The organism is Alkalisalibacterium limincola (genome assembly GCF_008017755.1).
Classification (GTDB): Bacteria; Pseudomonadota; Gammaproteobacteria; order Xanthomonadales; family Xanthomonadaceae; genus Alkalisalibacterium; species Alkalisalibacterium limincola.
In genome coordinates this window covers 44,494-69,851 of sequence record NZ_VRTS01000006.1, presented here as the reverse complement: position 1 = coordinate 69,851, position 25,358 = coordinate 44,494, and the positions used below count along the sequence as shown (strand labels likewise).

Here is a 25,358-nt window from a genome sequence, read left to right as displayed (position 1 = left end):
ACCTTCCTGGCGTTGGCGGTGTGAACGATACGAGTGTGTTGCAGGCAGGTGACACGGGCACGACGAAGGCACCGGAGGCCGTGGCCGGCCCGGTGGCGGTGTCGCGGGGTGGATGGACTCACTGGGCCTTCTTGTGCTGCTTGAGCGCGTCGAGGACGGCCTCGGCATGGCCGGGAACCTTCACCGGCTGCCAGGTCTCGCGGATGTTGCCGTCGGGGTCGATCAGGAACGTGGAGCGGACGATGCCCATGTACTTGCGCCCGTACAGGGTCTTTTCCTGGATGACGCCGAACGCGTTGCACACCGCCTCGTCGGTGTCGGAGACGAGGTCGAACTTCAGTCCCTGCTTCTCGGTGAAGTTCTGGTGCGAGCGCTGCGAATCGCGCGAAGCGCCCAGGATGTTCGCGCCGGCGCGCTTGAACTGCGGGAGCATCTCGCTGAAGGCCACGGATTCCTTGGTGCAGCCTGGCGTGGAGTCCTTCGGGTAGAAGTACAGCACCAGCCACTTTCCGGCGTAGTCGGCGAAGCTGCGGGTCTCGCCGGTTCCGAGGGTGAACTCCAGGTCGGGGACGCGCTTGGGGCTTTGGGCCACGTTCGATGCCTCCTGTCGGCGGTTCAGAACTTCATCGGGTCCATGATGGCGTCGAGGTTGAGGTGGTCGCAGAACTCGAGGAAATCGTCACGCAGGCCCGCGATGTGCATCTCGGCGGGTATGCCGATCGTCACCTGGGCGGAAAACATGTCCGCGCCGGTCTGCATCGCGCGGTAGCGCGAGGAGTGCAGGCTTTCGACGCTGATGCCCTGGCGATCGAAGAAATCCGCCAGCTGGTAGAGGATGCCCGGCTTGTCGGCCGCGATCACTTCCACGATGTAGGGCAGCAGGTTGCCCTGCGACGGCTTGGGGCCGGTGCGGTAATACACCAGCTTGAACCCGTCCTCGCGCTCGGCGCGGGCCAGCATCGACTCGAGCTTGGCGACCGCATCCCATGAGCCGGTGGCCAGTGCGGTGACCGAGACGTCGCAGCCCACGGTGGACAGGCGTGCGTCGGAGAGGTTGCATCCGCTGTCGTTGATGCGCCGGGTGACCGCCAGCAGCGGATTGTCCGGATGCTTGGCGTAGGCGCTGATCAGCAGGTGGTTTTCGTTGGGGCTCGGACGGGGAGGCTGTTCGCTCAAAGCGTGTCTTCTTGCTCAAATCGGGGGCGCGGCGGACCGCGCACGGTCGGGGCCAGCATACTTGCCACCGCTTCGGGCCCGCAAGTAACATCCCGTCGCAACGGCGGTGGCGCACGACGCCCGCCTTCCCACGCCTCGAAGGGCCATTCCTCTTGCATCTGCACGGCAGCATCACTGCACTCGCCACCCCGTTCGACGCCAACGGGGCCATCGACCTCCCCGCGTACGAGACGCTCATCGCCGCGCAGCTGCAGGCGGGCAGCGCCGGCATCGTCGTTGCCGGATCGACCGGGGAGGCCACGGCGCTTTCCGAGGATGAGTACGACGCGCTGCTCTCCGCGGCGGTCAAGCAAGCCTCCGGCCGCATGCGGGTGCTGGCCGGCACGGGGCAGTCCAATACCAGCAAGACGGTTGCGCTGACCCGCCGCGCCGCCGCCCTGGGGGCCGATGCCGCGCTGGTGGTCACGCCACCCTACGTGCGTCCCACCCAGGCCGGCCTCCTGGCGCACTACCGTGCGGTGGCAGACGAAGGCGGCCTTCCGGTGGTGCTTTACAACGTGCCGCCGCGCTCGGGCGTGGACCTGCTGCCGGAGACAGTGGCCGAGCTGGCCTCTCATCCGGGCATCGTCGCCTTCAAGGAAGCCGTGTCCGACATCCAGCGCATCCGGGCGCTTGTCGAGATCCGTCCGCAGGGCTTCAGCCTGCTCAGCGGCGACGATCCGAGCTTCGTCCAGGCGATGGGCGAGGGCTTCGACGGCGTGATCTCGGTGGCATCCAATGTCGTCCCGGCGGCCTTCGCGCGCATCTGCGCGCAGATGGCTGCCGGTGAGCGCGATTCAGCTGCGGCTCTGGATGCGGAGCTTGCCGGGCTGTACCGTTTCCTCGGTATCGAACCGAACCCGACTCCGGTCAAGGCGCTGCTGCAGCGTCTCGGCCTTGGACAGGGCCTCAGGCTGCCGCTGCTGACCCTGTCGACGGCCCATGGCGAACTGGCCGACGCGACGGCGTCGCAGGTCAGGGCGCTGGAGTCCAGTATCCTCGCAGCATCCCGGTCGCAGGCCTGAGCCTGCGACCTCCCAAGGAGAAATCAATGACCCGTTCCAGCCATATCGTCCGCCGCCTGCTCGTTGCCGGCCTGGCCACCAGCGTCGTCGTGACATCAGGCTGCGGTTGGTTCCGTGCCAGCACCGGCTACGAAGGCAGCCGCGAGACCCGTCCGCTGGAAGTCCCGCCCGACCTCACCACGCCCGCCGTGGATCCGTCGATGCAGATGCCGACAGTCGCCGACGTCCAGGCACGGCGCGCACCGGCTGGCGCGCAGCAGGCGCAGGCGGGTGCCGCGGTGTCGAGCTTCGAAGTGGCCGACTCCGCAGGCGAGGCCTGGCGCCGTGTCGGTCTTGCACTGGATCGGATCGATGGCGTCACCATCACCAACCGCGCGCAGTTGCTGGGCAGCTACGAGGTGCAGTACCGGGGCGAGAGCTTCCTGGTGCGCGTGCAGCAGGGGCAGGGCGACACCTCGACGGTCACCGCCGTGAACGCGGCCGGCCAGGCAGTGGGCACCGGTGCGGCCACCGAGTTGCTCGGACTGCTGCGCCAGCGCCTGGGCTGAGTTCGACGCGCCGGCCGACGGCGCGACACGGAATGGAAAAGGCGGCCAATCGGCCGCCTTTTTCGTTTCACCGGTCGGAGGGGTCGCCGGCAGTCCTCAACGCTTGAGCTCAGGGAGCTTGTTCGGCTTTCCATCCCACTCGGCGGCATCCTCGGGCGGATCCTTGCGCGTCGCCAGCACCGGCCATTCCTTCGACAACTCGGCGTTGAGCTCGATGAAGTGCTCCTGTCCGGCGGGAACGTCGTCCTCCGGAAAGATCGCATTGGCGGGACATTCGGGTTCGCACAGGGTGCAGTCGATGCACTCCACCGGGTCGATCACCAGGAAGTTCGGCCCTTCGTGGAAGCAGTCCACCGGGCACACCTCGACGCAGTCGGTGTACTTGCAGCGGATGCAGTTCTCGACGACGACGAAGGGCATGGCGGCTCCGGAAGCAAGGTGCGGGCCGACATTCTAGCGGCACCCCGGGGGCGGGAAAAGAAAAAGCCCGGCCTTGCGGGCCGGGCTCTCTGGAATTTGGCGCTCCCTACGAGGTTCGAACTCGTGTTTTCGCCTTGAGAGGGCGACGTCCTAGGCCACTAGACGAAGGGAGCAGGTTTGGTGCGGAACAACTAAAGCGCGTAGTATAGGGGGCTGTCCGGCCGTTTGGCAACGGTTTTTGGACCCAGAAGATTCCACGCGACCGGTCAGGTCCCGGCAAGCCCGGGAGACGCGTCGCACGACCAGCGAAAGGAACCGCTGCGGCCGGTGCCGCACCCATGAGCGAATCAACCCAGCCCCAATTCGAGCTGCGCGTCATCCCCCGTGAGCAGCACTGCATCTCGCGCAAGGACATCAGCGCCAATGCACTGCGCGTGCTTTACAAGCTCAACGAGGCCGGCTTCAGCGCCTACCTCGTCGGCGGTGCCGTGCGCGACCTCCTGGTCGGCGGCCACCCGAAGGACTTCGACGTCGCCACCAATGCCACGCCCGAGCAGGTCAAGTCGCTGTTCCGCAACTGCCGACTGATCGGCCGCCGCTTCCGCCTGGCGCATGTCATGTACGGGCGCGACATCATCGAGGTGGCGACCTTCCGTGCCAACGACGACGACGGCACCGGTGGCCGCGAACTCGAGGACGGGCGGCTGGTGCGCGACAACGTCTACGGCACCATCGAAGACGATGCGATCCGCCGCGACTTCACCGCGAACGCGCTTTACTACACCGTCGAGGACTTTTCCGTCCGCGACTACACCGGTGGTTTCGACGATGTCAGCCAACGGGTGATGCGCCTGATCGGCGAGCCGGAACTGCGCTATCGCGAGGATCCGGTGCGCATGCTGCGCGCGGTGCGCCTGGCGGCCAAGCTCGGCTTCGAGGTCGACCCGGCTGCCGCGGCGCCGATGCCCAAGCTGGCCGCGCTGCTGTCCACGGCGGCACCCGCGCGTCTGTTCGACGAGAGCCTGAAGCTGTTCCTCTCCGGCCATGCGCACAAAGGGTTCCTTGGCCTCGAGCAGCATGGCCTGTTCAAGGTGCTGTTCCCGGAAAGCGCGGCGGCACTGGCGAGCAACTCCAATGGCGCGTTGCGCGCGATGGTGTTGCGGGGCCTGGCCAATACCGACCAGCGCGTGCACGAGGACAAGCCGGTCACGCCCGCCTTCCTGTTCGCGGTGTTGCTGTGGCCGGCGTTCTGTCGCGAACTCGCGCGGCTGCAATCGCAGGGTGTCGACCTGGTACAGGCGCAGCAGCGTGCCGCGGATCGCGTCAGCGTCCATCAGGCGCACCTGATCGCGCTGCCGCGCCGCTTCTCGATCCCGATGCAGGAAATCTGGCTGATGCAGCCACGCTTCGCGCTGCGCCAGCGCAAGCGGGTGTTCCGCACGCTCGCCCATCCGCGTTTCCGCGCCGCGTTCGACTTCCTCGAACTGCGCCAGGAAGCCGCCCCCGAACTCTCCGATGATGTCGATTTCTGGCGCGAGGCACAGGGCCTGCCTCAGGAAGCGCTGGCCGAACGCTTGTCATCGGCACCCGACGGCAAGGCCAGCGCGGGCGCGCCGAAGCGGCGCCGGCGCCGTCGCCGTCGCGACGCCAGCGGAAGCGGTTCCGGCGACCGGCAGGAATGAACCCGGCGTCCGTGTCGGCCTGGGTCGGCCTGGGCGGCAACCTCGACGATGTCGCCGCGACGTTCCAGCGTGCCCTGGGGCTGCTCGACGCGCTGCCCGGCACCCGCCTGCTGCGCTGCTCGCGCAACTACCGCACACCCGCCTGGGGCCCGGTTCCACAGCCGGCCTACCTCAACGCGGTGTGCGAGTTGGACACGCGATTGCCGGCCGACCGCCTGATGCGTGCGCTGCTGGATACCGAACTGGCCTGCGGGCGCGACCGCGATGCGCCTGGCGCACTGCGCTGGGGGCCGCGCACGCTCGACCTGGACCTGCTGCTCTACGGCGATGCATGCGTAGACAGGCCCGGCCTGAGCGTTCCGCATCCGAGGCTCCACGAGCGTGCCTTCGTGCTGGCCCCGTTGGCGGAGCTGGCGCCCGGGTTGACCATTCCGGGTCGGGGTCGCGTGTCGGATTTGCTGGCCGGGCTGGATGCCGAAGGCGTGCAGGCCTTACCTTAGGTCTCCCGAACCCACGGACCCTGCCATGTACGCCGGAGAATCCGAAACGCCGCAGCGCGACCCGGTCACCGTTCCCGGGCTGCGCCGCATGAAGTCCAAGAGGCAGGCGATCGTGGCCCTGACCGCCTACGACGCCGGCTTTGCCGCCGCGCTCGATGCCGCAGGCGTGGACCTCGTGCTGGTGGGGGATTCACTGGGCATGGTCGTCCAGGGCCACGGCAGCACCCTGCCGGTCAGCGTGGACGACATCAGCTACCACACCGCTTGCGTGGCGCGTGGCCTGCGCTCGGCGCTGCTGGTGAGCGACCTCCCGTTCCAGGCCGATGCGAGTCCGCAGCTGGCGCTCGCTGCATCCACGCGTTTCCTCCAGGCCGGCGCGGCGATGGTCAAGCTCGAAGGCGCGGGTTTCAAGCTCGACACCATCCACCACCTGAGCGAGCGCGAGATCCCGGTCTGCGCCCACCTGGGCCTGACCCCGCAATCGGTGCTGCGGCTGGGCGGCTACCGGGTGCAGGGCAAGGAGGAGGCGGCAGCGGAGAAGTTGCTCGAGGATGCCCGGGCCGTTCAGGAGGCGGGTGCTTCGTTGCTGGTGCTCGAATGCGTGCCGGCCACGCTGGCGGCCCGTATCACCGGCGCACTCGACATCCCGACCATCGGCATCGGGGCGGGCATCGACTGCGACGGACAGATCCTGGTGCTGCATGACCTGCTTGGCCTGGGCCAGGGCAGGCGGCCGCGCTTCGTCAAGGATTTCCTCGCCGAGGGCGGGTCGGTGCACGGCGCCGTGGAGGCCTACGCCACCGCGGTGCGCGAGCGGCGCTTCCCGGGCCCGGAACACATCTACTGAGAAAGGCCCGATGCAACAGGTGAAGAAACTCGAGCAGCTCGAGGCGCTGGTGTCCGGGTGGCGTCGCGAGGGGCAGGTGATCGGCTTCGTGCCGACGATGGGCAACCTGCACGCAGGCCACCATTCCCTGGTCGAGCGCGCGCGCCGGGAGGCCGACCGGGTGGTCGCCAGCATCTTCGTCAACCCGACCCAGTTCGGGCCCAACGAGGACTTCGCTCGCTACCCACGCACCCCGCAGGCCGATGCGGAGGGGCTGGAGCGCGTCGGCTGCGACGCGCTGTTCATGCCGTCGGTCCAGACCATGTATCCCTACGGCCCGGAGGGCTGCGTGCGTGTGCGCGTCCCGGGCATCACCGACCTGCTCGATGGCGCCCATCGACCCGGTCACTTCGATGGAGTGGCCACGGTGGTGGCGCGGCTCTTCAACATGGTCCGGCCCGACGTGGCGGTGTTCGGTGCCAAGGACTACCAGCAACTCCAGGTCATCCACTACCTGGTGCGCGACCTGGCCTTCCCGATCCGCATCGTGGCGGGGGAGACCCGGCGCGAACCCGACGGACTGGCGATGAGCTCGCGCAACCAGTACCTGTCGGCCCCGGAGCGCGAGCGCGCCGCGACGTTGCACCAGGTCCTGCAGTGGGTCCGCTCCCGGGCGCCCGGGGGAGGGTCGCCGGAGGTGCTGGAGCGCGAGGCGGCGCAGAGGCTGGCCGCGGCCGGCTTCGAGGTCGACTACGTTTCGATCCGCCGCCTGGACCTGGGCCAGCCCGCCGACGCGGCGGAGTCCAGCCTGATCGTGCTGGCTGCGGCCCGGCTCGGCAACACCCGGCTGATCGACAACCTGGCGCTGGATGCGGGCTGAACCGGCGGCAAACGCCGGGCGACTGATGTTGCACTGCGCAAGCCGCGTTCCTAAACTGCACTATTGAGCCCACCCCGATTCGGCCGACGCCCCACTGGAGCGTCCGGCATCCACGCGGCCCGAGGCCGCCGGAGCCCTGCATGCAACTCAATGTCCTCAAGGCCAAGATCCATCGCGCCAGCGTGACCCACGCCGAGCTGCACTATGAAGGCTCGTGCGCCATCGACGGTCGCCTGCTCGACATCTCCGGCATCCGCGAGTACGAGCAGGTGCACATCTACAACATCAACAACGGCGAGCGCTTCGTGACCTACGCCATCCGCGGCGAAGAGGGTTCCGGGGTGATTTCGGTCAACGGTGCCGCCGCGCACCTGGCCAGTCCGGGCGACCTGATCATCATCTGCGCCTACGGCACGCTCGACGAGGCCGAAATGGCGAAGTTCAAGCCGACGCTGGTCTATGTCGACCGCGAGAACCGCATGACCCACACCAACGACTCGATCCCGCCCCAGATGGGCTCGGCCGAAGCGGCCTGACCGGGCCGGGCCGTGCAAGGGAAGGCGCGCATCCAGTCACTCATTCCCCACGCCGCCCGTGTCGTCGACCGGCCGCTGCGTGAACTGATCGCCGCCGATCCCGATCGTGCACAGGCGATGAGCCTCCAGGCATCGGGGCTGCATGTGAGCTTCGCGCGACAGCGCCTGGACCGCGAGGCCATGGCCGCGCTGCTCGACATCGCCGGTGAGCTCGACCTGCCCGGCGCCATACGGCGGCTGTTCGCGGGTGAACGCGTCAACACGACGGAAGGACGATCCGCCCTGCACACCGCGCTTCGCGGCGATCCCGAAGCCAGTGCGGCATCACGCGAGGCCCACGCGACGGCGACGGCCTCGCGTCGGAACATGGCCGGGCTGGTGGATCGCATCCGGGCCAGTGGTCTCACCGACGTCATCAGCATCGGCATCGGCGGCTCCGACCTCGGGCCCAGGCTGGTGGTCGACGCACTGGGGGGCGATGGCGGGCTTGCGGTGCATTTCCTGTCCAACGTCGATGGCCATGCCGTCTCGCGCCTGCTCTCGCGCCTGGATCCCACGCTCACTGCCGCGATCGTCGTGTCCAAGAGCTTCACCACGCAGGAAACCCTGACCAACGCACGCATCGTTCGCGACTGGATGGGCGAGGGCGCGGGCGAGCGCCTCTACGCGGTGAGCGCGAACACACGGCGCGCGGCGGAATTCGGCGTGGCCCCCGGGCACGTCCTTCCCATGTGGGACTGGGTCGGGGGCCGCTATTCCCTGTGGTCGGCGGTGGGGCTGGCGATCGCCCTGCGCTTGGGCAACGCCGCTTTCGACGAGTTGCTGGCCGGCGCTGCGCAAATGGATGCCCACGTCCACGGCAGCGACGTCGTCGACAACCTCGCGGTCCGGCATGCCCTGGTCGCGGTCTGGAACCGCAACGCGCTGGGCCTGGACACCCAGGCGGTGATCCCCTACGACGAGCGCCTGCGCCTGTTGCCGGATTTCCTGCAACAGCTGGTCATGGAAAGCCTGGGCAAGTCGGTCACCGTCTCCGGCGCGCCCTCGGAACTGGCGACCGGGCCGGTGGTCTGGGGCGGCGCGGGCAGCGACGTGCAGCACAGCTTCTTCCAGTCGCTGCACCAGGGCACCGACGTGGTGCCGGTTGATTTCATCGGCGTGGTGAACCCGGACCATGCCCATCCCGGAAGCCACGACATCGTCCTGGCCAACCTGCTGGCCCAGGCCCAGGCGCTGGCCGACGGCGAGGCCTGCGAGGATCCGCACCGCAACTATCCGGGTGGCCGCCGTCCACGGTCATCCTGCTCGAGCGCCTCGACGCTCGCTCGCTCGGTGCCCTGCTGGCGTTGTACGAGCACAGCGTCTACCTGCAGGCGGTCCTGCTCGACATCAACGCTTTCGACCAATGGGGCGTGGAACTGGGCAAGCGCCTCGCCGCCGGCCTGCTGCCGCACCTGGCCGACGAGGCGGGTGCGGTCGATGATCCGGTCACGGCGGGCCTGCTGGCGCAGGTGCGGCGCTTGCGCGACTGATCAGGCGGCGTGGCGCGCCAGCGCCCACGCCACGTGCTCGCGAACGACGGGGTCGGGGTGGTCGCTGCGCGAGCGCAGCGCCGCCAGCACGTCCTCGCTGCCCGGCGCGTTGCCCAACCCCACCGCGATGTTGCGCAGCCAGCCGGTGTAGCCGGTGCGGCGGATCGCCGAGCCCTGCGTGCGCTCCAGGAAATCCGCTTCGCTCCACGCGAACAGCTCCACCAGCGATGCCTGGTCGAGCCCGTGGCGTGGGCTGAAGTCGTCGCTGCCGTGGTGCCGGGCGAACTTGTTCCAGGGGCAGATCAGCTGGCAGTCGTCGCAACCGAATATCCGGTTGCCGATCGCCTCCCGGAACTCCTCCGGGATCGATCCGCGCAGCTCGATGGTGAGGTAGCTGATGCAGCGGCGTGCGTCGATGCGGTTCGGGGCCACGATCGCGCGGGTCGGGCAAACATCGATGCAGCGCGAGCAGGTGCCGCAATGCGCACTGGCCGGCGGATCGATGGGCAGTGGCAGGTCGGTGTAGAGCTCCCCGAGGAAGAACCAGCTGCCGGCCCCGCGGTTGATCACGCAGGCGTTCTTGCCGATCCATCCCAGCCCGGCATTGCGTGCCAACGCACGCTCGAGCACCGGTGCGGAATCCACGAAGGCGCGGTAGCCGAACGGACCGACCTCGCCGGCCACGCGTTCGGCCAGCTTCTGCAGCCGGTTGCGCATCAGCTTGTGGTAGTCGCGGCCCAGGGCGTAGCGGGCCACGTAGGCGCGCGAACCGTCGGCCAGCGTGTCCCACGCGGCGTCATCGTCGCCGTCGCCGTAGTCCATGCGCACCGACACCACGCGCAGCGTGCCCGGCTGCAGCTCCGCGGGCCGGGCGCGCTTGGTGCCGTGGCGGGCCATGTATTCCATCTCGCCATGCTGTTCCCGGGCCAGCCAGTCCATCAGGTGCCGTTCGTCCTCGGCCAGCTCGATGCCGGCCACGCCCATGTCCTGGAAGCCCAGTTCCGCGCTCCACTGCCGGATCTTGAGCTTGAGCGCAACGTAGTCGAAGGTATCGGCCATCGGGCGAGTATAGAATCCGCGCATGTCCGATGCCTTCGACCTCTACCGCGCCGAGCAGTCACGCGCCATCGACCGGCACGCGACGCAAGCGCTCGAGATCCCCGCCTACACGTTGATGAAGCGTGCCGGCGAGGCTGCCTGGGCCGTGCTGCGGCGGCGCTGGCCGGGCGCCAGGCGGATCGGCGTGGCCTGCGGGCCAGGCAACAACGGTGGCGACGGCTACGTGCTGGCGCGTCTGGCGCGTTCGGCCGGTTTCCCGGTGCACCTGGTCGCCAGCGGCCCGGCCCGTGCGCCCACGGCCATGAAGGCCGCGGCGGACTGGTCGGCGATCGATGGCCTGGTCGCCGGGCCGGACGCCGCGGTGCCGGGCGACATCGACGTGTGGGTCGACGCGCTGCTGGGCACCGGCCTGGACCGACCGCCCGAGGGCGCGGTGGCCCAGCTGATCGGCATGCTCAACGGCAGCGGCAAACCGGTGCTTGCCCTTGATGTCCCCTCCGGCGTCGATGCCGACCGGGGCAGTGCGCCAGGGGATGCGGTACGCGCCACGGCCACGGTGAGCTTCATCGCCGGCAAGCAGGGCTTGGAGACCGGGGCGGGGAGGTGGCTGTCGGGCGAGCGCTCGCACGCGCCCCTTGGCCTTCCGCAGGCCGTGTTCTCCGGGCAGTCGCCCGCCGCGGTGCGTTACCGGCAGGCGGCGCTGGCGCGATGGTTGCAGCCGCGTCGGCGCGAGGCGCACAAGGGTGATCACGGCCGTGTCCTGTGCATCGGCGGCGACCATGGTTTCGGCGGCGCCATCCGGCTGTGTGCCGAGGCGGCGCTGCGGTGCGGCAGCGGCCTGGTCCTGGTGGCGACGCGGCCCGCCCACGTCACCGCGCTGCTGGCCGCGCGTCCCGAGGTCATGGCGCGAAGCGTGGATGGCCAGGACGAGTTCGATGCCCTGCTCGAGGCTGCCGACGTGCTGGCGCTGGGCCCGGGTTTGGGGCGCGGGGACTGGGCACGCGGGTTGTGGCACTCGGCGCTGGCATCGGGCCGGCCGTGCGTGGTCGATGCGGATGGCCTGAACCTGCTGGCGGAGACGGGCCATGCGCTGCCGTCGAAGTGCGTGCTGACACCGCATCCCGGCGAGGCCGCGCGACTGCTCGAGTGTGGCGTCGCCGACATCGAAGTCGACCGCTTCACCGCGGCGCAGACACTGGCGGCCCGGTTCGATGCGGTGGTGGTGCTCAAGGGGCCCGGCAGCATCGTGGCCACCGAGGGACAGGCCGCTGCGGTCATCGATGCCGGAAACCCGGGAATGGCTGTCGGCGGGATGGGAGATGTCCTGGCCGGCGTGATCGCCGGCCTGCTTGCGCAGGGACTCCAGCCCTGGGATGCCGCTGTCTGCGGAACGCTCCTGCACGCCTGCGCCGGCGACCGGGCGGCGAGCGAGGGCGAGCGCGGGCTGCTCGCGCTCGACCTGATGCCGCATATTCGCCGGCTGGCCAATCCGCAACTCCGGGAGGACGGCGGGACGTGAACGATGCAAGTTGCAGCTTCCGGCTGCCCGATGCCGAAGCCACCGAGCGCCTCGGCACCTGCCTGGCCCGGTCCCGGCCGGTGCCCGCGATCGTGTTCCTGCGCGGCGACCTGGGCGCGGGCAAGACGACGCTGGCACGCGCCATGCTGCGCGGACTTGGCGTGCAGGGCCCGGTGCGCAGCCCCACCTATACGCTGGTCGAGCGCTACCCCCTGGCGCGGGGCGAAGCGGTGCACATGGACCTCTACCGGCTGGCCGATCCCGGCGAGCTGGACTTCCTGGGGCTCGACGACCTCCACGCCGAGGCCGACCTGTGGCTGGTGGAGTGGCCCGAGCGGGGCGAGGGTGCCCTGCCGGCCTGCGACCTGATGCTCGAGCTCGGCGTCGACGGCGAGGCGCGCCGGGCCCGGTTGCTGCCGTGCAGTGCGGCGGGGGCGGAATGGGTCGACGTGGTAAAGCGCGAGTTCAGCTAGCGCTGCTTTCTCATATTTCTTTTAGGAAGGTAGGGCAGGTAGCGGATTAAAAAGGGAAAAGTCTTGATTTTCCCGCCCGTCTGCGGTTTCATCGGCCCCATGGCCCGCCTGATCTCCCGAATCGCGTGTGTGTTGCTGCTGCTGCCGATGCTCGGTGGCATCGGTGTGGCGCAGGCGGGTGGCGAGCTGCGGGCGGTCAGCCTGCTGGAGTCGCAATCCCACACGCGCGTCGAATTCACCCTTTCGCGGCAACCCGACTACCGGGTCTTCGTGCTCGAGAATCCGTCCCGTCTGGTCCTGGATTTCAGCGGTGCCGAACTCGCCGCGGGCTTCTCGCCCGGTCCGGTCACCGGCGTGGTCGGCAATGTGCGCACCGGCCGGCCCGAGCCCAACCAGCTGCGCGTGGTGCTCGACCTGGCCGACAACGTCAGCCCGCGTTCCTACCTGATCCCACCGGGGCAGGGCCAGGGCCACCGGCTGGTGGTCGAACTCCACCCGGCCGGCTCCAGCGACACCGCCTCGGCCGCGGTGCGCACGATCGAGGACGTGATGCCCGACGGGCAGCGCGACGTGGTCATCGCGATCGACGCCGGGCATGGGGGTCGGGACCCCGGCGCGCGCGGTGCCAGTGGCAGCTGGGAGAAGAACATCACGCTGGCGATCTCGCAGGAGCTCGCCCGGCAGATCGATGCCGAGCCGGGCATGCGTGCGGTCCTCATCCGCACCGGCGATTACTTCATCCCGCTGCAGGAGCGCTACCGCAAGGCACGCGAGGCCCAGGCGGACCTGTTCGTCTCGATCCACGCCGACGCGTTCAACCGGCCCACGGCCGCGGGCTCGAGCGTCTACGTGCTCTCGCAGCGTGGTGCCTCCTCGGAGGCCGCGCGCTGGCTGGCCAGCAGCGAGAACGCGGCGACCTGGTCGGCGGGGTCAAGCTCGACGACAAGGACAACACCCTTGCCGCGGTGCTCCTGGACCTGTCGCAGAGCGCCACGATGCGTGCCTCCGAAGACGCCGCCAACCAGGTGCTCGAGGCCCTCAAGCGCGTCGGCAAGACCCACAAGCCGCAGGTGGAGCGCGCGAATTTCGTCGTGCTGCGCTCGCCCGACGTGCCCTCGATGCTGGTCGAGACCGCATTCATCTCCAACCCGGAGGAGGAGCGCAAGCTCAACGACCCGGGCCACCAGCGCGCGCTGTCCTCGGCCGTGGTCGACGGAATCCGTGTCTTCTTCACCCAGCAACCGCCGCCGGGAACCCTGCTGGCGGCACGCCAGGGCATGCCCGGTCCGCGCGAATACGTGGTCGGTCGCGGCGACACCCTGTCCTCGATCGCGATGCGCCACAACGTCAGCCTGACCCAGCTGCGCCAGGCCAACAGCCTCAGCGGCGACGTCGTGCGCGTGGGCGACCGCCTGCGCATCCCGGCACCGGTGGCACCCGGCGGCGGCACGCCCTCGACCGTGGCGGCGCGCAGCGCACCGAACTGAGCGAGTTCCCGGTCCGACGCGGCCCGGGCCCCGGATTCGGCTGCCAAGCGACTGCTATCATCGCCTGTCATCCCGATGATGGCTGCCGTTCGTGCCGATCCAGCAACTTCCCGACACCCTGGTCAACCAGATCGCCGCCGGCGAGGTGGTGGAGCGTCCGGCCTCGGTGGTCAAGGAGCTGGTGGAGAACGCACTTGATGCCGGCGCCACCCGCGTGGACATCGACCTGGAGGAGGGCGGTGCCCGGCTGATCCGCATCCGCGACGACGGCGGTGGCATCCCCAGGGACCAGCTGCCGCTGGCCGTGGCGCGACACGCGACCAGCAAGATCACCAGCCTCGAGGACCTCGAGGAGGTCGGCACGCTGGGCTTCCGCGGCGAGGCGCTGCCGTCGATCGCTTCGGTGAGCCGCTTCGCGCTGACTTCGCGCCCGGATGGCGCCGAGCACGCCCATCGCCTGGAAGTCGACGGAGGGCGCGCCGGGGAGCTGTCCCCGCATCCGCATCCCCCGGGAACCACGGTGGAGGTACGCGACCTGTTCTACAACGTGCCTGCCCGCCGGCGCTTCCTGCGTGCCGAGCGCACCGAACTGGGCCACATCGAGGAGTGGCTGCGATCGCTGGCCTTGGCGCGCCCCCGGGTGGAGCTTCGGATCAGCCACAACGGACGCCAGTCCCGCCATTACCGTCCGGTCGGCGGCGACGGCGAACACCTGGCCCGGGTGGCCGAGGCGCTGGGCCCGGATTTCACCTCCCAGTGCCTGGCCATCGACCACAGCGGGGCGGGGCTGCGCCTGCACGGTTGGGTCGGCCTGCCCACCGCCGCGCGCTCCTCGGCCAACCAGCAGTACTTCTATGTCAACGGCCGCGCCGTGCGCGACCGCATCGTCGCCCACGCGGTGCGCCAGGCCTATGCCGACGTGCTGTTCCACGGGCGCCACCCGGCCTTCGTCCTGTTCCTGGAGATCGACCCGCGCCGCGTCGACGTCAACGTGCATCCGGCCAAGCACGAGGTGCGCTTTCGCGATGGTCGGCTGGTGCACGACTTCCTCTACCGGACCTTGCACGAGGCCCTGGCCGACACCCGTGCCGGGCTGGCCGGCGGGCAGCCGGCGGCGGGTTCGATCATGTCGGGGGCAGGGCCCGGCGGAACGGGTGGCGAAGGCGGTGCGATGTCGCCGTCGGGTGCGATCGGCATGGCCCAGGGTCATCGGGATGGCGGCCACTGGGGCGCGAGGGTGCCCGGGCAGTCTGGCCTGGGTCTGGCCGTCTCCGACACGGTCTCGGCCTACCGCGAGTTGTACGCCGGCGGTGCAGGCGCCCGGCAGGCCGAGCCGATGCCGGCCCAGACCGATGACCAGCCACCACCGCTGGGCTATGCGCTGGCCCAGCTGCACGGCGTCTTCGTGCTGGCGCAGAACGCGCACGGGCTGATCCTGGTCGACATGCATGCGGCCCATGAACGCATCACCTACGAGCGCCTCAAGCGCGCCCAGGATGGCGACGGCATCCGTCCGACGCCGCTGCTGGTGCCGTTGTCGCTGGCGCTCAGCGAGCGCGAGGCCGACACGGCCGAGGCCCATGCCGAGGTGCTGTCGCGCCTGGGCTTCGAGCTCCGGCGTACCGGGCCCCAGTCCGTGGCGGTGCATGCCGTTCCGGCCTTGCTCGAAGGCAGCGATGCGCGCCAGCTCGTGCTCGATGTCCTGGCCGACATCGCCGAGCACGGGGATTCGCGGCGCGTGCACGAGGCGCGCAACGAGCTGCTCTCGACGATGGCCTGCCACGGCTCGGTGCGCGCCAACCGTCGCCTGGGCGTACCGGAAATGAATGCGCTGCTGCGCGACATGGAGGCGACCGAGCGCTCGGGGCAGTGCAACCATGGCCGTCCCACCTGGGTCCAACTGGGCATGGACGAACTCGATCGCCTGTTCCTGCGTGGGCGCTGAGCGAGGTTTGGGAGACGCAATGAGAATACCGATGCCGGGAACGGCGATGATGAAGCTCGCCATCGCCATGCTGCTGGGTGGGGTACTGGTCGCCTGCGGCGCGGACCGTGACGAACGGGCGCGCGAACTCGTGCGCGTCGACGCCTTCCACCAGGAGAACAGCGCATGGCAGGCCGATCGCCTGGAGCGCCTGATGCGGCCCGATGGCTGGCTCGCGCTGGTGTCGCGCGATTGGCTGGTCCCGGGCCGTCATGCCTTCGGTGGCGGTGAGGCCGTGCGCTACCGCTTCGATCCCGCCGAAGCCGCGGTGGGCGAGCTGGAGCTCGTGGGCACCCGGGTGGTCCTGCACCCCCTGCCGGGCCACGCGCTGCGTTTCCAGGGGGCCGGGGTGGTCGCGCCGATGGACCTGACGCCGCCGGATGCGGGGGCTTCCCCGCGGATCGGCTTCGACGAGGGGCGCGGCCGCTTCGAGGTGATCCGGCGGGGCGAGCGTTTCGCATTGAGGGTCATGCACGACGAGTCCCCGACCCGCACCGGCTTCGTCGGGCTGGAGTACTTCCCGGCCGAGCCGGGCTGGCGCATCGAGGCCGACTTCCATGCCCACGCGCCGGGCCGCACGATCCCGATCATCAACGTGCTGGGCGACGAGGAGGCGACCGTCAATCCGGGGCGCATCGAGTTCGAGCGGGACGGCGAGCGCCATTCGCTCGAGGCCCTCGAGGGGCCCGATGGCACCTTTTTCGTCGTCTACGCCGACCGCACCAACGGCCGCGACACGTACGCCGGCGGTCGGTTCCTGTACACGGCGCCGCCCGAGGACGGACGCGTGGTGATCGATTTCAACCGCGGCTACAACCCGCCGTGTGCATTCAGTGCCTACACCACCTGCCCGTTGCCACCGCCCGAGAACCGGCTCGACCTGGTCATCGATGCGGGCGAGCGCGCCTACGCCGGCCCCAGTCCGGCGGCCGCCTACCAGCTGCAATGAAGCAATGACCAAACTTTCCAGGGAGATTCCGATGCTCAAGCGCGCCTTCGTGGCCTTCATGCTGTTGCTGTTCACCGCCCCGGTGCTGGCCGAACCGCCCACGCCACTGATGTGGCGCGCCACCGGCAGCGAAGGCACGGTGTACCTGGTGGGGTCGTTCCACCTGCTCCGCCCCAGCGACTACCCGCTGGCGAAATCGCTCGAGCAGGCCTACCAGGGGGCCGACCGGGTGATCTTCGAGATCAGCCCCGCAGACATGCAGTCCCCGGACCTGGCGCGCAAGTTCACGGCTGCGGCATGCTGCCGGAAGGGCAAAAGCTCAGCGAGATGGTGCAGCCCGAGACGCGCGAGAAGCTGGTGAAGTTCCTGGGCAGCGAGGCGGCCCTACCCGCCGTCGACCCCTACAAGCCCTGGTTCTTCGGGCTCAGCATCGCGTTGACGACGATGCAGGCGGCGGGCTTCGACGCCACCCGGGGACTGGACCAGCACTTCATGGCCCGGGTTGCCCAGGATGGCAAGCCGACCGGAGGCCTGGAAACCGTCGACGACCAGCTTGCCGCGCTCGATGGCGGGCCGTGGGAGGAGCAGGAGATCTCCCTGCGCGAAAGCCTCAAGCCGCCCGCGGAACTGCGCGAGGACGTCGAGCGCCTGCATGTCGCCTGGCGCAGTGGCGACGCGAAGGCGCTGGAGCAGGTCGTGATCGACGAGATGATGGCCAAGACGCCGGTCACCGCGCGACTGACCAACCTGGAGCGCAACGAGCGCTGGGTGCCGCAGATCCAGGCCCTGCTGGACCAGCCGGGCACCACCCTGGTCGTGGTGGGCGCGCTGCACCTGGTCGGAGAGGACGGACTGCCGGCGCTGATGGAGGCCCGGGGCGTGCGCTTCGAGCGGGTCGGGCACCGCTGAGGGCAGGCTTTACGCCGAGGAAACGGATCCCGTGCTACACGGAGCTTCCCTCTGCCCCAAGGATGCTCCCATGAGCCTCAAGATCGGCGACAAGGCCCCGGACTTCACCGCCCGGACCACCCACGGCGAGATCCGCTTCCACGACTGGCTGGGCGACAGCTGGGCCGTGCTGTTTTCCCACCCGAAGGACTTCACCCCGGTGTGCACCACCGAGCTTGGCGCGGCGGCGAGACTCAAGCCCGAGTTCGACAGGCGGGGGGTGAAGATCATCGGGCTGAGCGTCGACCCGGTCGAGGACCACGAGCGCTGGTCGAAGGACATCGAGGATGTTTCCGGGCACCCGGTGAGCTATCCGATGATCGGTGACAGCGATCTCGCGATCGCCAAGCTCTACGGCATGTTGCCGGCCGATGCCGGCGACAGCAGCCAGGGGCGTACCCCGGCGGACAATGCCACCGTTCGCAGCGTCTACATCATTGGCCCGGACAAGCTGATCAAGCTGATCCTGCAGTACCCGATGACCACCGGGCGCAACTTCTCCGAGATCCTGCGCGTGATCGATTCGATGCAGCTCACGGCCCGGCACAAGGTGGCCACGCCGTCGGACTGGCAGCAGGGCGAGGATGTGATCATCACGCCCGCGGTGAGCGACGAGGATGCGAAGCAGAAGTTTCCGCAGGGCTGGAAGTCGCCCAAGCCCTACCTGCGCATCGTCCAGCAGCCCAAGGATTGACGGCGCCCGGGCCCGGGAGCCGGTCGGTGGCGCCCGGGCGATCGACGGGCCTTCCGCTCAGCGGGCCACCAGTGTGGAGGCGATCCGTCTCGCTGGGAGCGGCTGGACGTAGCGGCGCGGATCGCCGGGCGGGTCCACCAGTTCGATGCAGTCCACCGGGCACGGCGGCAGGCACAGCTCGCAGCCGGTGCACAGTTCGTCGATGACCGTATGCATGAGCTTCGGCGCACCGATGATCGCGTCGACCGGGCAGGCCTGGATGCATTTGGTGCAGCCGATGCAGTCGGCCTCGATGATCAGCGCCAGCTTCTTCGGAGCCTCGACCCCGTTCTCGGGGTTGAGCGGTTTCGGCTCCCGGCCCAGCAGCGTGGCGAGCGCCCGGACCCCGGCCTCTCCGCCTGGCGGGCACTGGTTGATGTCGGCCTGTTCGGCCGCGATCGCCTCGGCATAGGGGCGGCAGCCGGGTAGCCGCACTGCCCGCACTGGGTTTGCGGCAGCAGCTGGTCGATCTGCTCCACGATCGGGTCGCTCTCGACCCGGAAGCGCAGTGCCGCCCAGCCCAGCACCGCACCGAAGCTGGCCGCGAGGAGCACGAGGGCGATGATCGCGCCCATCGACTAGGCCGCCGGGGCCATGCCGGCGAAGCCGAGGAAGGCCAGCGCCATGATGCCGGCGGTCACCAGCGCGATCGGCGCGCCGCGGAAGCTCAGGGGCACGTCGGCCGCTTCCAGGCGCTCGCGCATCGCCGCGAACATCACCAGCACCAGGCCGAAGCCGAGCGCGGCACCGAAGCCGTAGACCACCGACTCGAACAGGGAGTTGCGCGCCTGGATGTTGAGCAGGGCCACGCCCAGCACCGCGCAGTTGGTCGTGATCAGCGGCAGGAAGATGCCCAGCACCCGATACAGGCGGGGGCTCTGGCGGTGCATCAGGGTTTCGGTGAACTGGACGACCGAGGCGATGACCAGGATGAAGCTGAGCGTGCGCAGGTATTCCAGGCCCAGCGGCACCAGCAGCCAGTGGTGCACGACCCAGGCGATCGCCGCGGACAAGGTCAGCACGAAGCCGGTGGCCATCGCCATGCCGTAGGCCGCGTCGAGCTTGCGCGATACGCCCATGAACGGGCACAGCCCGAGGAACTTCACCAGCACGAAGTTGTTGACCAGCACGGTGCCGATGAGGATCAGGAACAGGTCGGTCATGGCCGGAGTTTACCCGACGGTGGCGCTGGAACCGCCTGTATTGCCGCCTGGATGCCCGCCGATGGCATCCTCCGCCGGATCCGGATCGTGACCTGCCGCCGCAGGGGTTCGGGCTGTGGTGGGTCCTAGCGGGAGACGTTGATCTCGCGACTCTCGGCGCGGCCGAGGTCGTCCACCACGCTCACCGTGGTGGTTCCGGTCCGCTGGGGACGCCATGCCAGGGACTCGCCGATCGCGCTCTCACCGACGAACGCGCCGTCGGCGAACCAGAAGAGCCTGGTGGCATCGGCGGAGGCCGTCGCCGACAGCGCGAGGCCGGGGTTCGCGGGATCGTCCAGCCGCAGCGCGTAGGTGGTCCCGCGCCAGGGCGACGTGATCTCCGGGGCGGCCCCCTGCCAGGCCCGGGCACCATCGCAAGCCGCTCCGGGCGGAGGCCTGCGGCGGGGCATGCCAGCCTGGGCGAACAGGCGCGACAGGTCGGACGGCCAGAACTCGTGCACGTCCTGGCGCATCGTGGCGGGGTCGAACCGACCGCAGACCACCGCACCGGTGGCCATGTCGATGTTGACCGGACGATGGATGGTGCTCACGCGGATCGGCGAGACGCCGGCGACAAACCAGGTTTCGCCGCGCGAGGGGCAGTGCGCGTTGGGCAGGTCGCCGCTGGCAAGGCACACCTCGACCCGGGCCAGCCGTGCCGGCATGCGCTTCACCGGGTCGCCCAGCGGGACCTGAGAGGCATGCAGCGCATCAACCAGGTCGAAGAACAACGGTGCCGCCGACTCGACGCCGACCAGGGCGGGATTGCCGCGGCCGTCGAAGTTGCCCATCCACACCACCAGCGCATAGGGACCGACGACGCCGGCAGTCCATGCGTCGCGGAAGGCCCATGAGGTTCCGGTCTTCCATGCGATCGGCACGCGGGCCTGGTCGGATGCACTCGCGCCGCCGGGGCGAGGGTGGGCGCGCAGCATGTCGCGGGTTATCCATGCGGCCTCCGGGCTGAGCAGGGCGGTGCCGGGCGAGCTGGGGTCGGCCTCGCGCCAGCGCAGCGGACGCACCCGGCCCTGGTTGTTGAACAGCGCGTACATCCGCGCCAGTTCCTCCATCGTCACCTCACCGCCGCCGAGCACCAGGGCAAGGCCGTAGTGCTGCTCGCTGGCAAGCCCGCGCACACCGGACTCGCGAAGGAAGTCGTAGAGGCCGGGTTGGTCAAGCTGCGCGGAAACGCGCACCGCGGGTATGTTGCGGCTGCGATTGAGGGCGTCCGTGGCGCTCACGGGGCCGGCGAAGCCACCGTCGTGGTTCTCCGGCGTGTAGGGCCCGAACGCCGTCGGGACATCGCGCAGGACGGTGGCGGGATGCAGCACCCCCTGGTCGATCGCCAGTGCATAGATGAAGGGCTTGAGTGTCGAGCCGGGCGAGCGCTTGGCATCGGTGCCGTTGACCTGGCCGGACAGCGCCTCGTCGTGGAAGTTCGCCGAACCGACCAGCGCGCGCACGCCCATGTCGCGGGTGTCGACGATCAGCACGGCGGCGTTGTCGATGCCCCGATGCGCCTTGCCGCGCAGGTACTGGGTCACCCGCGTTTCCACCAGCCGCTGCAGGCGCAGGTCCAGCGTGGTGGTGATCTCGGCGGCGCGCTCCCTGCCCAGGGCCTGCTCGGCCAGCACGCGGTCGGCGAAGTGCGGCGCATGGAACGGGAGCGCGCGCGGTCCGCGCAGGCGCATCGGCAGTCGCATCAGGGCATGCTCGGATTCGCTGGCACCATGGCGTGCCTGCCAGCGTTCGAACGCACGGCCACGTGCCGCGGCCAGTCCGGCGCCCAGGTAGGCCTCGCCGTCCTCGCTGCGGTGGAGCCGGCCGCGCCGCGAGGGTGCTTGCGGCAGCACGGCCAGGGTCAGGGCCTCGGGCAGGGTCAGTTCGCCTGGCGGCTTGTCGAAGTAGATCCGGCTGGCTGCGGCGACGCCCTCGATGTTGCCGCCGTAGGGTGCCAGGTTGAGATAGGCCTCAAGGATGTCGTCCTTCGAACAGCGGGCCTCGAGGTGCAGCGCGTGCAGGATCTGCACCAGCTTGCCGCGCACGCTGCGGGTCTCCAGTCGCCCACGCAGGCGCGCCAGCTGCATGGTGATGGTGGACCCACCGACGATGGCGCGGCGGCTGACATGACTGCTCCATGCGCCCCGCACCAGGCTGACCGGATTCACCCCCGGGTGGTGGCGGAACCAGGCGTCCTCGTAGATCAGCACCGCCTCGACCAGGGTGGGCGAGATCTCCTCGAGCGGCACCCATTGCCGATAGCGCTCGTCCGCAGCCAGCGAGAGCCGCAGCAGGCGACCCTCGCGATCCAGCACGGCGGTCGAGCCCATGACACCGTCGGACAGCGGCGGGTGCGGCACCAGGCGCAGCCCCAGGAGGGCTGAGGCCGACAGCAGCAGGGCACCGAGCCAGAGCACGGCGAACCAGCGGGCGAACCGGCGCGCGCGCGGGTTCACCACCTCACTCCCCGTCCACCGGGGCCACGATCATCCGCTCGCCGGGGCTGCCGCGTGCCAGCACGTCCTGGCGATACATCGATTCCGCATGCACCGGCGGGATCTCGAATTCGCCGATGCTGCCGGCCCGGATGCGATAGCGGAACTCCTGCATCTGCGGCTGGATCGTGCCGTACAGCACGACACGGTCCTCGCGCATCTCGGCGTGCTCCGGCACGAAGCTCGAACCCGGGCGCGCCAGTGTCGGTGCCGCCGGAACGTCCGCGCTTGCGGGTTGTTCCCGGTCGGGGTCGTCCTGCGCGGGGGGAGTGCTGGCGGGCGTGTCGAGCACCAGCTCGAACCCGCCGGGCAGCAGGTCGCTCACGGCGACGTGCTGCCAGGCCCGTTCGCCACGGGCGCGCAGCCGCAGCCGGACGGTGAGCTCGCCACCCACGGCCACGCTGGTGGTCGGCTGGCCCTCGGCGTCGAGGTAGTCGCGTTGCACCTCCAGGCCACGGTCCTGCACCGCATCGGGCGCGCCGATGTCGAAGCCGGATTCATTGAGCACGTACCAGGCCGGCGTGGCATCGGCGGCTCGACCCACAAGCGCCGCGCAGTGGGCTCGAGCCCGGCACGCACCAGGCGGCCGGTGGCCTCGCCGATGGCGAGCCGTCCGCCGTCGGCGGACTCCACTGCCAGCCCTGGCACGCTGCCCTCACCCGGATCCATCGCCTCCAGGGCAAGGATCGCCAGCGCGGCGCTGAGCGTGTTGAAGCGCGTCTCGCGGATCGGGTCGAGCAGCGATTCCACGGTGCTTGCGGGCAGGCCTCGCACCTGCTGCGGAAAGTGCCTGTGAAGCAGGTAGAGGCGCCAGGCCTGGGCGATCAGCGGATCGTTGAAGTCGGCGAAGTGGTGCTCCGTGTCCTCGGGTGCGATGGCCAGTTCCCGCATCCGGTTCGCCAGCGGGGCGGCGGCGCGGTCCTGGCGCAGCAGCTGGAAGCTCGCCGCGACCAGGCCGCCCGCGGTGTCGTCGCGCCAGCCCTTGGGGTGGTCGCGCTCGAGCTGGGTCTGCAGCGTGGCCAGCAGGTCACCGACCTGCTGTCCCTGCCGGGCCAGCAGGTACACCGCCATCGCCCGGGAGCGCTGCTCATGCAGCGCGGTCAGGCCATGGTCGGCGGCATGCCGGCGCAGGTAGCGGTTGCTGGCGTCGAGCATGTCCGCCGGGACCCGTTGCCCGCGATCGCGTGCCTCCACCAGGGCGAGCGTCGTCCAGGCCGAAACGAAGGGCTCGGCCTCGATCGTCGCGCGCCAGTAGCCGAAGCCACCCTCGCTGTTCTGGCGCGTCCGAAGCAGGTCGAGGGTGCTCGCCAACGCGTCCGCATTCCGATTCCCGCCGACCAGCTCCGGATGCTTCGCCTGCACGAGGTGCGGGATCAGCCGACTGACCAGCTGCTCGGTGCAGGCGTGCGCGAACCCGTCGAGCCAGTGCGCGTAGCCGTCGATCGCCACCAGCGGGGAAGGCGAGGCGGAGAGACGTCGGGTGGAGAAGGCTTCGTGCATCCGGCGCAGGTCGTCGATCGGCGTATCGCGGATTGCGCGCCCGATCCGCGTCCGGTTCTCGGCAACCAGGGCGGGGCGAACCGAGACTTCGATGTTGCGCCGGGCCCGGTGGGCGCCTGAGCGCGCCTCGATGCGGATCGGGACCGCGCCGGGGTGGGGGCCGACCCGAAGCTGCAGCGCGACGAGGCCCTCCTCGCCGGGACGCAGGCTCAGCGGCTGGTTCGCATCATCGATGCGCTCCATCCCCTCGGGCAGGGTCACCTCCAGATGCACGTCGACCGCTGTGTCCTCGTCGATCTCGAGCGTGTTGGCGACACCCACGGGCAGTTCGAACACGTCGCCCGGGGCGACGTGCGTGGGCACGGTCGGCGTCAGCACGAAGTCGCCGCGGACGGTCTGTGTCGTCTCGGCAATGCCCATCCGCTGGGGACTCACCGCGACCGCCACCACGCGCACGCGGCCGTTGAAGTGCTCGGGCAGGGTGAGCTGGAAGTGGGACTCGCCGTCGCTGTCCACCAGGCCCGACCACCACACCGCCGGTGCCTCGCCGCGTCGGCGGAACGGGTTGAGATGGCGTGCCCCGGCGCCCTCGCTGTCGCCGCCGGGTGCCGCCAGCGCCTGGAAGTGGCGGAACTCCGGCAACACCAGGTCGAGGATCTGGGCGGTGGCGACCTGGTGCATGCGCTTGCGCAGGAAGTGGTCCAGCGGGTCGGGCACGCGGTAGCCGGCCACCTGCAGGATGCCTTCGTCGACCACGAACAGGGCCACCCGGGCCGGGGATCCGCTGCGCACGGTGATGGCCTGGGCTTCGCCCGGCCGCACCCGCGGTTCGAGTTCGATGGCCAGGGGCAGGGTGCGCGCATCGCGGTCGATCTCGAACGGCGCCACGCCCCAGCTCAGCGGGCTGGTGAAGATTTCGGGCGAATCCGGATCGCGCAGGTACTGCACGCTGACGTAGGCATTGCCCTCGATGCCCTCGGGCACGCGGATGCGCTGGACCGAGGCGGTGGTGTCGGCCTCGAACCAGGTGTGGGCATGGACGCGGTCGCGCTCGATCGTGATGACGCCACGGCCTGGATACGGCGCGCGCAGACTGAGTTCGATCTCCTCGCCCGGCGCATAGCTGCGCCGGTCCAGCGTGATGGCCAGTTCCGCGTTGCGCTCCAGGTTGCGGCTCAGGTTGGCATTGCCGGCGACGGTCCAGTCGATCGTGTTGAGCACCGTGTCGTGGGCATCGCGGATCTCCAGCGTCCAGTCACCGGGCGTGGCGGTATCCAGCACCAGGTTTCGCGGTTCGCCCCCGAGCGCCAGCGGCTGCTCGCCACGCTCGTCGCGGCGTGGGCGCGAGACGTACCGGTACAGCCCATCGTTGCCGCGGGTCAGCACCGAGACGAAGCGGCGCTCCACCAGCACGGCGCGCAGGCCGTCCACGGCGCGTGCCTCGCCATCGGGACCGATGCCCACGACGATCACCGCGCGCTGCTCGCCGCGTGCGATCCAGCGCAGCGGGTCGGGCGTGCGCACGCCGATGAGGTAGTCCGCCTCGCTGACCAGCGCCTCGGCCTGGGCGGCGACCCCACGCCCGCTTCCGGGTTCGAATGCCCTCACCAGCAGGTCGAGACGGTACGTGGCGCGCTCGTAGCGCTCCAGGCCCAAGGGCAGCGACACGCGTCCATCGGCGTCGGTGCGTGCGGCTTCGAGGTCCTCGCCGACGCCTTCGCTGGCGCGTTGCGGGTCGTGGAAGCGGAAGCCCGGCCAGCCCGCGAAACTGGGCAGGATCGGGCGCAGGTTCAGGCGCCCCTCCACGCGACGGTCCTGGGCCGGGGTGCCGAAGAGGTTTTCCAC

20 protein-coding genes, 1 tRNA gene and 4 pseudogenes are annotated in these 25,358 nt (G+C 69.9%); 15 read left to right on the top strand and 10 right to left on the bottom strand.

Features of this window, described 5'->3' with window-relative positions:
- Positions 1-118: 118 nt before the first annotated feature.
- Together FU658_RS09515 and FU658_RS09510 are read right to left on the bottom strand one after the other, a co-directional pair.
- Positions 119-592 (bottom strand): peroxiredoxin, encoded by a 474-nt coding sequence (locus tag FU658_RS09515; protein ID WP_147891867.1) that lies wholly within the window; start codon positions 590-592, stop codon positions 119-121.
- Positions 593-615: 23 nt separating this feature from the next.
- Positions 616-1,176: a glycine cleavage system transcriptional repressor gene (locus FU658_RS09510; protein WP_147891866.1), complete on the bottom strand. Its 561-nt coding sequence runs from the start codon at positions 1,174-1,176 to the stop codon at positions 616-618.
- Between the two features lie 152 nt (positions 1,177-1,328).
- Here FU658_RS09510 and dapA point away from each other — a divergent pair, with 152 nt between their 5' ends.
- Positions 1,329-2,240, top strand: coding sequence for a 4-hydroxy-tetrahydrodipicolinate synthase (dapA, locus tag FU658_RS09505; RefSeq protein ID WP_147891865.1), 912 nt, complete (start codon positions 1,329-1,331; stop codon positions 2,238-2,240).
- 26 nt (positions 2,241-2,266) lie between these two features.
- Positions 2,267-2,788 (top strand): hypothetical protein, encoded by a 522-nt coding sequence (locus tag FU658_RS09500; protein WP_147891864.1) that lies wholly within the window; start codon positions 2,267-2,269, stop codon positions 2,786-2,788.
- A gap of 96 nt (positions 2,789-2,884) precedes the next feature.
- Here the strand turns inward: FU658_RS09500 and fdxA are convergent, their stop codons facing one another.
- Complete coding sequence (fdxA, locus tag FU658_RS09495; protein WP_147891863.1) at positions 2,885-3,208, bottom strand: ferredoxin FdxA; 324 nt, start codon at positions 3,206-3,208, stop codon at positions 2,885-2,887.
- 97 nt (positions 3,209-3,305) lie between these two features.
- A tRNA-Glu gene (locus FU658_RS09490) sits at positions 3,306-3,381 on the bottom strand.
- Positions 3,382-3,546: 165 nt separating this feature from the next.
- On the opposite strand from FU658_RS09490, the gene pcnB reads away from it, so the two are divergent.
- The 6 genes and pseudogenes from pcnB (at position 3,547) to pgi (ending at position 9,164) form a co-directional block, all read left to right on the top strand.
- Positions 3,547-4,890, top strand: a complete 1,344-nt coding sequence (gene pcnB / locus FU658_RS09485; protein WP_147891862.1) for a polynucleotide adenylyltransferase PcnB — start codon at positions 3,547-3,549, stop codon at positions 4,888-4,890.
- On the top strand, positions 4,887-5,390 hold the full coding sequence (gene folK / locus FU658_RS09480; protein ID WP_147891861.1) for a 2-amino-4-hydroxy-6-hydroxymethyldihydropteridine diphosphokinase: 504 nt from the start codon (positions 4,887-4,889) through the stop codon (positions 5,388-5,390). The genes pcnB and folK overlap by 4 nt, the downstream gene beginning before the upstream one ends.
- A 25-nt stretch (positions 5,391-5,415) precedes the next feature.
- Positions 5,416-6,237: a 3-methyl-2-oxobutanoate hydroxymethyltransferase gene (gene panB / locus FU658_RS09475; RefSeq protein WP_147891860.1), complete on the top strand. Its 822-nt coding sequence runs from the start codon at positions 5,416-5,418 to the stop codon at positions 6,235-6,237.
- A 10-nt stretch (positions 6,238-6,247) separates the two neighbouring features.
- A complete protein-coding gene (panC, locus tag FU658_RS09470; RefSeq protein ID WP_147891859.1) occupies positions 6,248-7,096 on the top strand; it encodes a pantoate--beta-alanine ligase in 849 nt (282 codons plus the stop codon).
- Positions 7,097-7,236: 140 nt separating this feature from the next.
- Positions 7,237-7,632, top strand: a complete 396-nt coding sequence (gene panD / locus FU658_RS09465) for an aspartate 1-decarboxylase (protein WP_147891858.1) — start codon at positions 7,237-7,239, stop codon at positions 7,630-7,632.
- A gap of 12 nt (positions 7,633-7,644) precedes the next feature.
- Positions 7,645-9,164 (top strand): annotated as a pseudogene (pgi, locus tag FU658_RS09460) (glucose-6-phosphate isomerase).
- Here pgi and queG read toward each other — a convergent pair.
- Positions 9,165-10,247: a tRNA epoxyqueuosine(34) reductase QueG gene (gene queG, locus FU658_RS09455; protein ID WP_147891857.1), complete on the bottom strand. Its 1,083-nt coding sequence runs from the start codon at positions 10,245-10,247 to the stop codon at positions 9,165-9,167. It lies immediately after the preceding pseudogene.
- Here queG and FU658_RS09450 point away from each other — a divergent pair.
- From FU658_RS09450 to FU658_RS09415, 7 genes and pseudogenes are all read left to right on the top strand, one after another.
- Positions 10,246-11,742: an NAD(P)H-hydrate dehydratase gene (locus tag FU658_RS09450; RefSeq protein ID WP_147891856.1), complete on the top strand. Its 1,497-nt coding sequence runs from the start codon at positions 10,246-10,248 to the stop codon at positions 11,740-11,742. The genes queG and FU658_RS09450 overlap by 2 nt on opposite strands.
- Positions 11,739-12,215: a tRNA (adenosine(37)-N6)-threonylcarbamoyltransferase complex ATPase subunit type 1 TsaE gene (tsaE, locus tag FU658_RS09445; RefSeq protein WP_147891855.1), complete on the top strand. Its 477-nt coding sequence runs from the start codon at positions 11,739-11,741 to the stop codon at positions 12,213-12,215. The genes FU658_RS09450 and tsaE overlap by 4 nt, the downstream gene beginning before the upstream one ends.
- Positions 12,216-12,314: 99 nt before the next feature.
- Positions 12,315-13,702 (top strand): annotated as a pseudogene (locus tag FU658_RS16060) (N-acetylmuramoyl-L-alanine amidase).
- 91 nt (positions 13,703-13,793) lie between these two features.
- Positions 13,794-15,647 carry a DNA mismatch repair endonuclease MutL gene (mutL, locus tag FU658_RS09435; protein ID WP_147891854.1) on the top strand — a complete coding sequence of 618 codons (1,854 nt, stop codon included), beginning with the start codon at positions 13,794-13,796 and terminating at the stop codon, positions 15,645-15,647.
- 19 nt (positions 15,648-15,666) lie between these two features.
- Entirely contained in the window at positions 15,667-16,635 is a 969-nt protein-coding gene (locus tag FU658_RS09430) for a DUF1684 domain-containing protein (protein ID WP_187266037.1), read from the top strand.
- Positions 16,577-17,544 (top strand): annotated as a pseudogene (locus FU658_RS16055) (TraB/GumN family protein). Before FU658_RS09430 ends, FU658_RS16055 begins: the two are co-directional and overlap by 59 nt.
- Positions 17,545-17,614: 70 nt before the next feature.
- Positions 17,615-18,277 carry a peroxiredoxin gene (locus FU658_RS09415; RefSeq protein ID WP_147891850.1) on the top strand — a complete coding sequence of 221 codons (663 nt, stop codon included), beginning with the start codon at positions 17,615-17,617 and terminating at the stop codon, positions 18,275-18,277.
- 57 nt (positions 18,278-18,334) lie between these two features.
- Here FU658_RS09415 and rsxB read toward each other — a convergent pair.
- The 5 genes and pseudogenes from rsxB to FU658_RS09390 form a co-directional block, all read right to left on the bottom strand.
- Positions 18,335-18,825, bottom strand: a pseudogene (rsxB, locus tag FU658_RS09410) (electron transport complex subunit RsxB).
- Between the two features lie 69 nt (positions 18,826-18,894).
- Positions 18,895-19,479, bottom strand: coding sequence for an electron transport complex subunit RsxA (gene rsxA, locus FU658_RS09405; protein ID WP_147891849.1), 585 nt, complete (start codon positions 19,477-19,479; stop codon positions 18,895-18,897).
- Positions 19,480-19,604: 125 nt separating this feature from the next.
- Positions 19,605-21,974, bottom strand: coding sequence for a penicillin-binding protein 1C (gene pbpC, locus FU658_RS09400; RefSeq protein WP_255505519.1), 2,370 nt, complete (start codon positions 21,972-21,974; stop codon positions 19,605-19,607).
- A gap of 4 nt (positions 21,975-21,978) precedes the next feature.
- Positions 21,979-22,407 carry an alpha-2-macroglobulin family protein gene (locus FU658_RS09395; RefSeq protein WP_255505538.1) on the bottom strand — a complete coding sequence of 143 codons (429 nt, stop codon included), beginning with the start codon at positions 22,405-22,407 and terminating at the stop codon, positions 21,979-21,981.
- Positions 22,335-25,358 carry an alpha-2-macroglobulin family protein gene (locus tag FU658_RS09390; protein ID WP_147891847.1) on the bottom strand — a complete coding sequence of 1,008 codons (3,024 nt, stop codon included), beginning with the start codon at positions 25,356-25,358 and terminating at the stop codon, positions 22,335-22,337. Before FU658_RS09390 ends, FU658_RS09395 begins: the two co-directional genes overlap by 73 nt.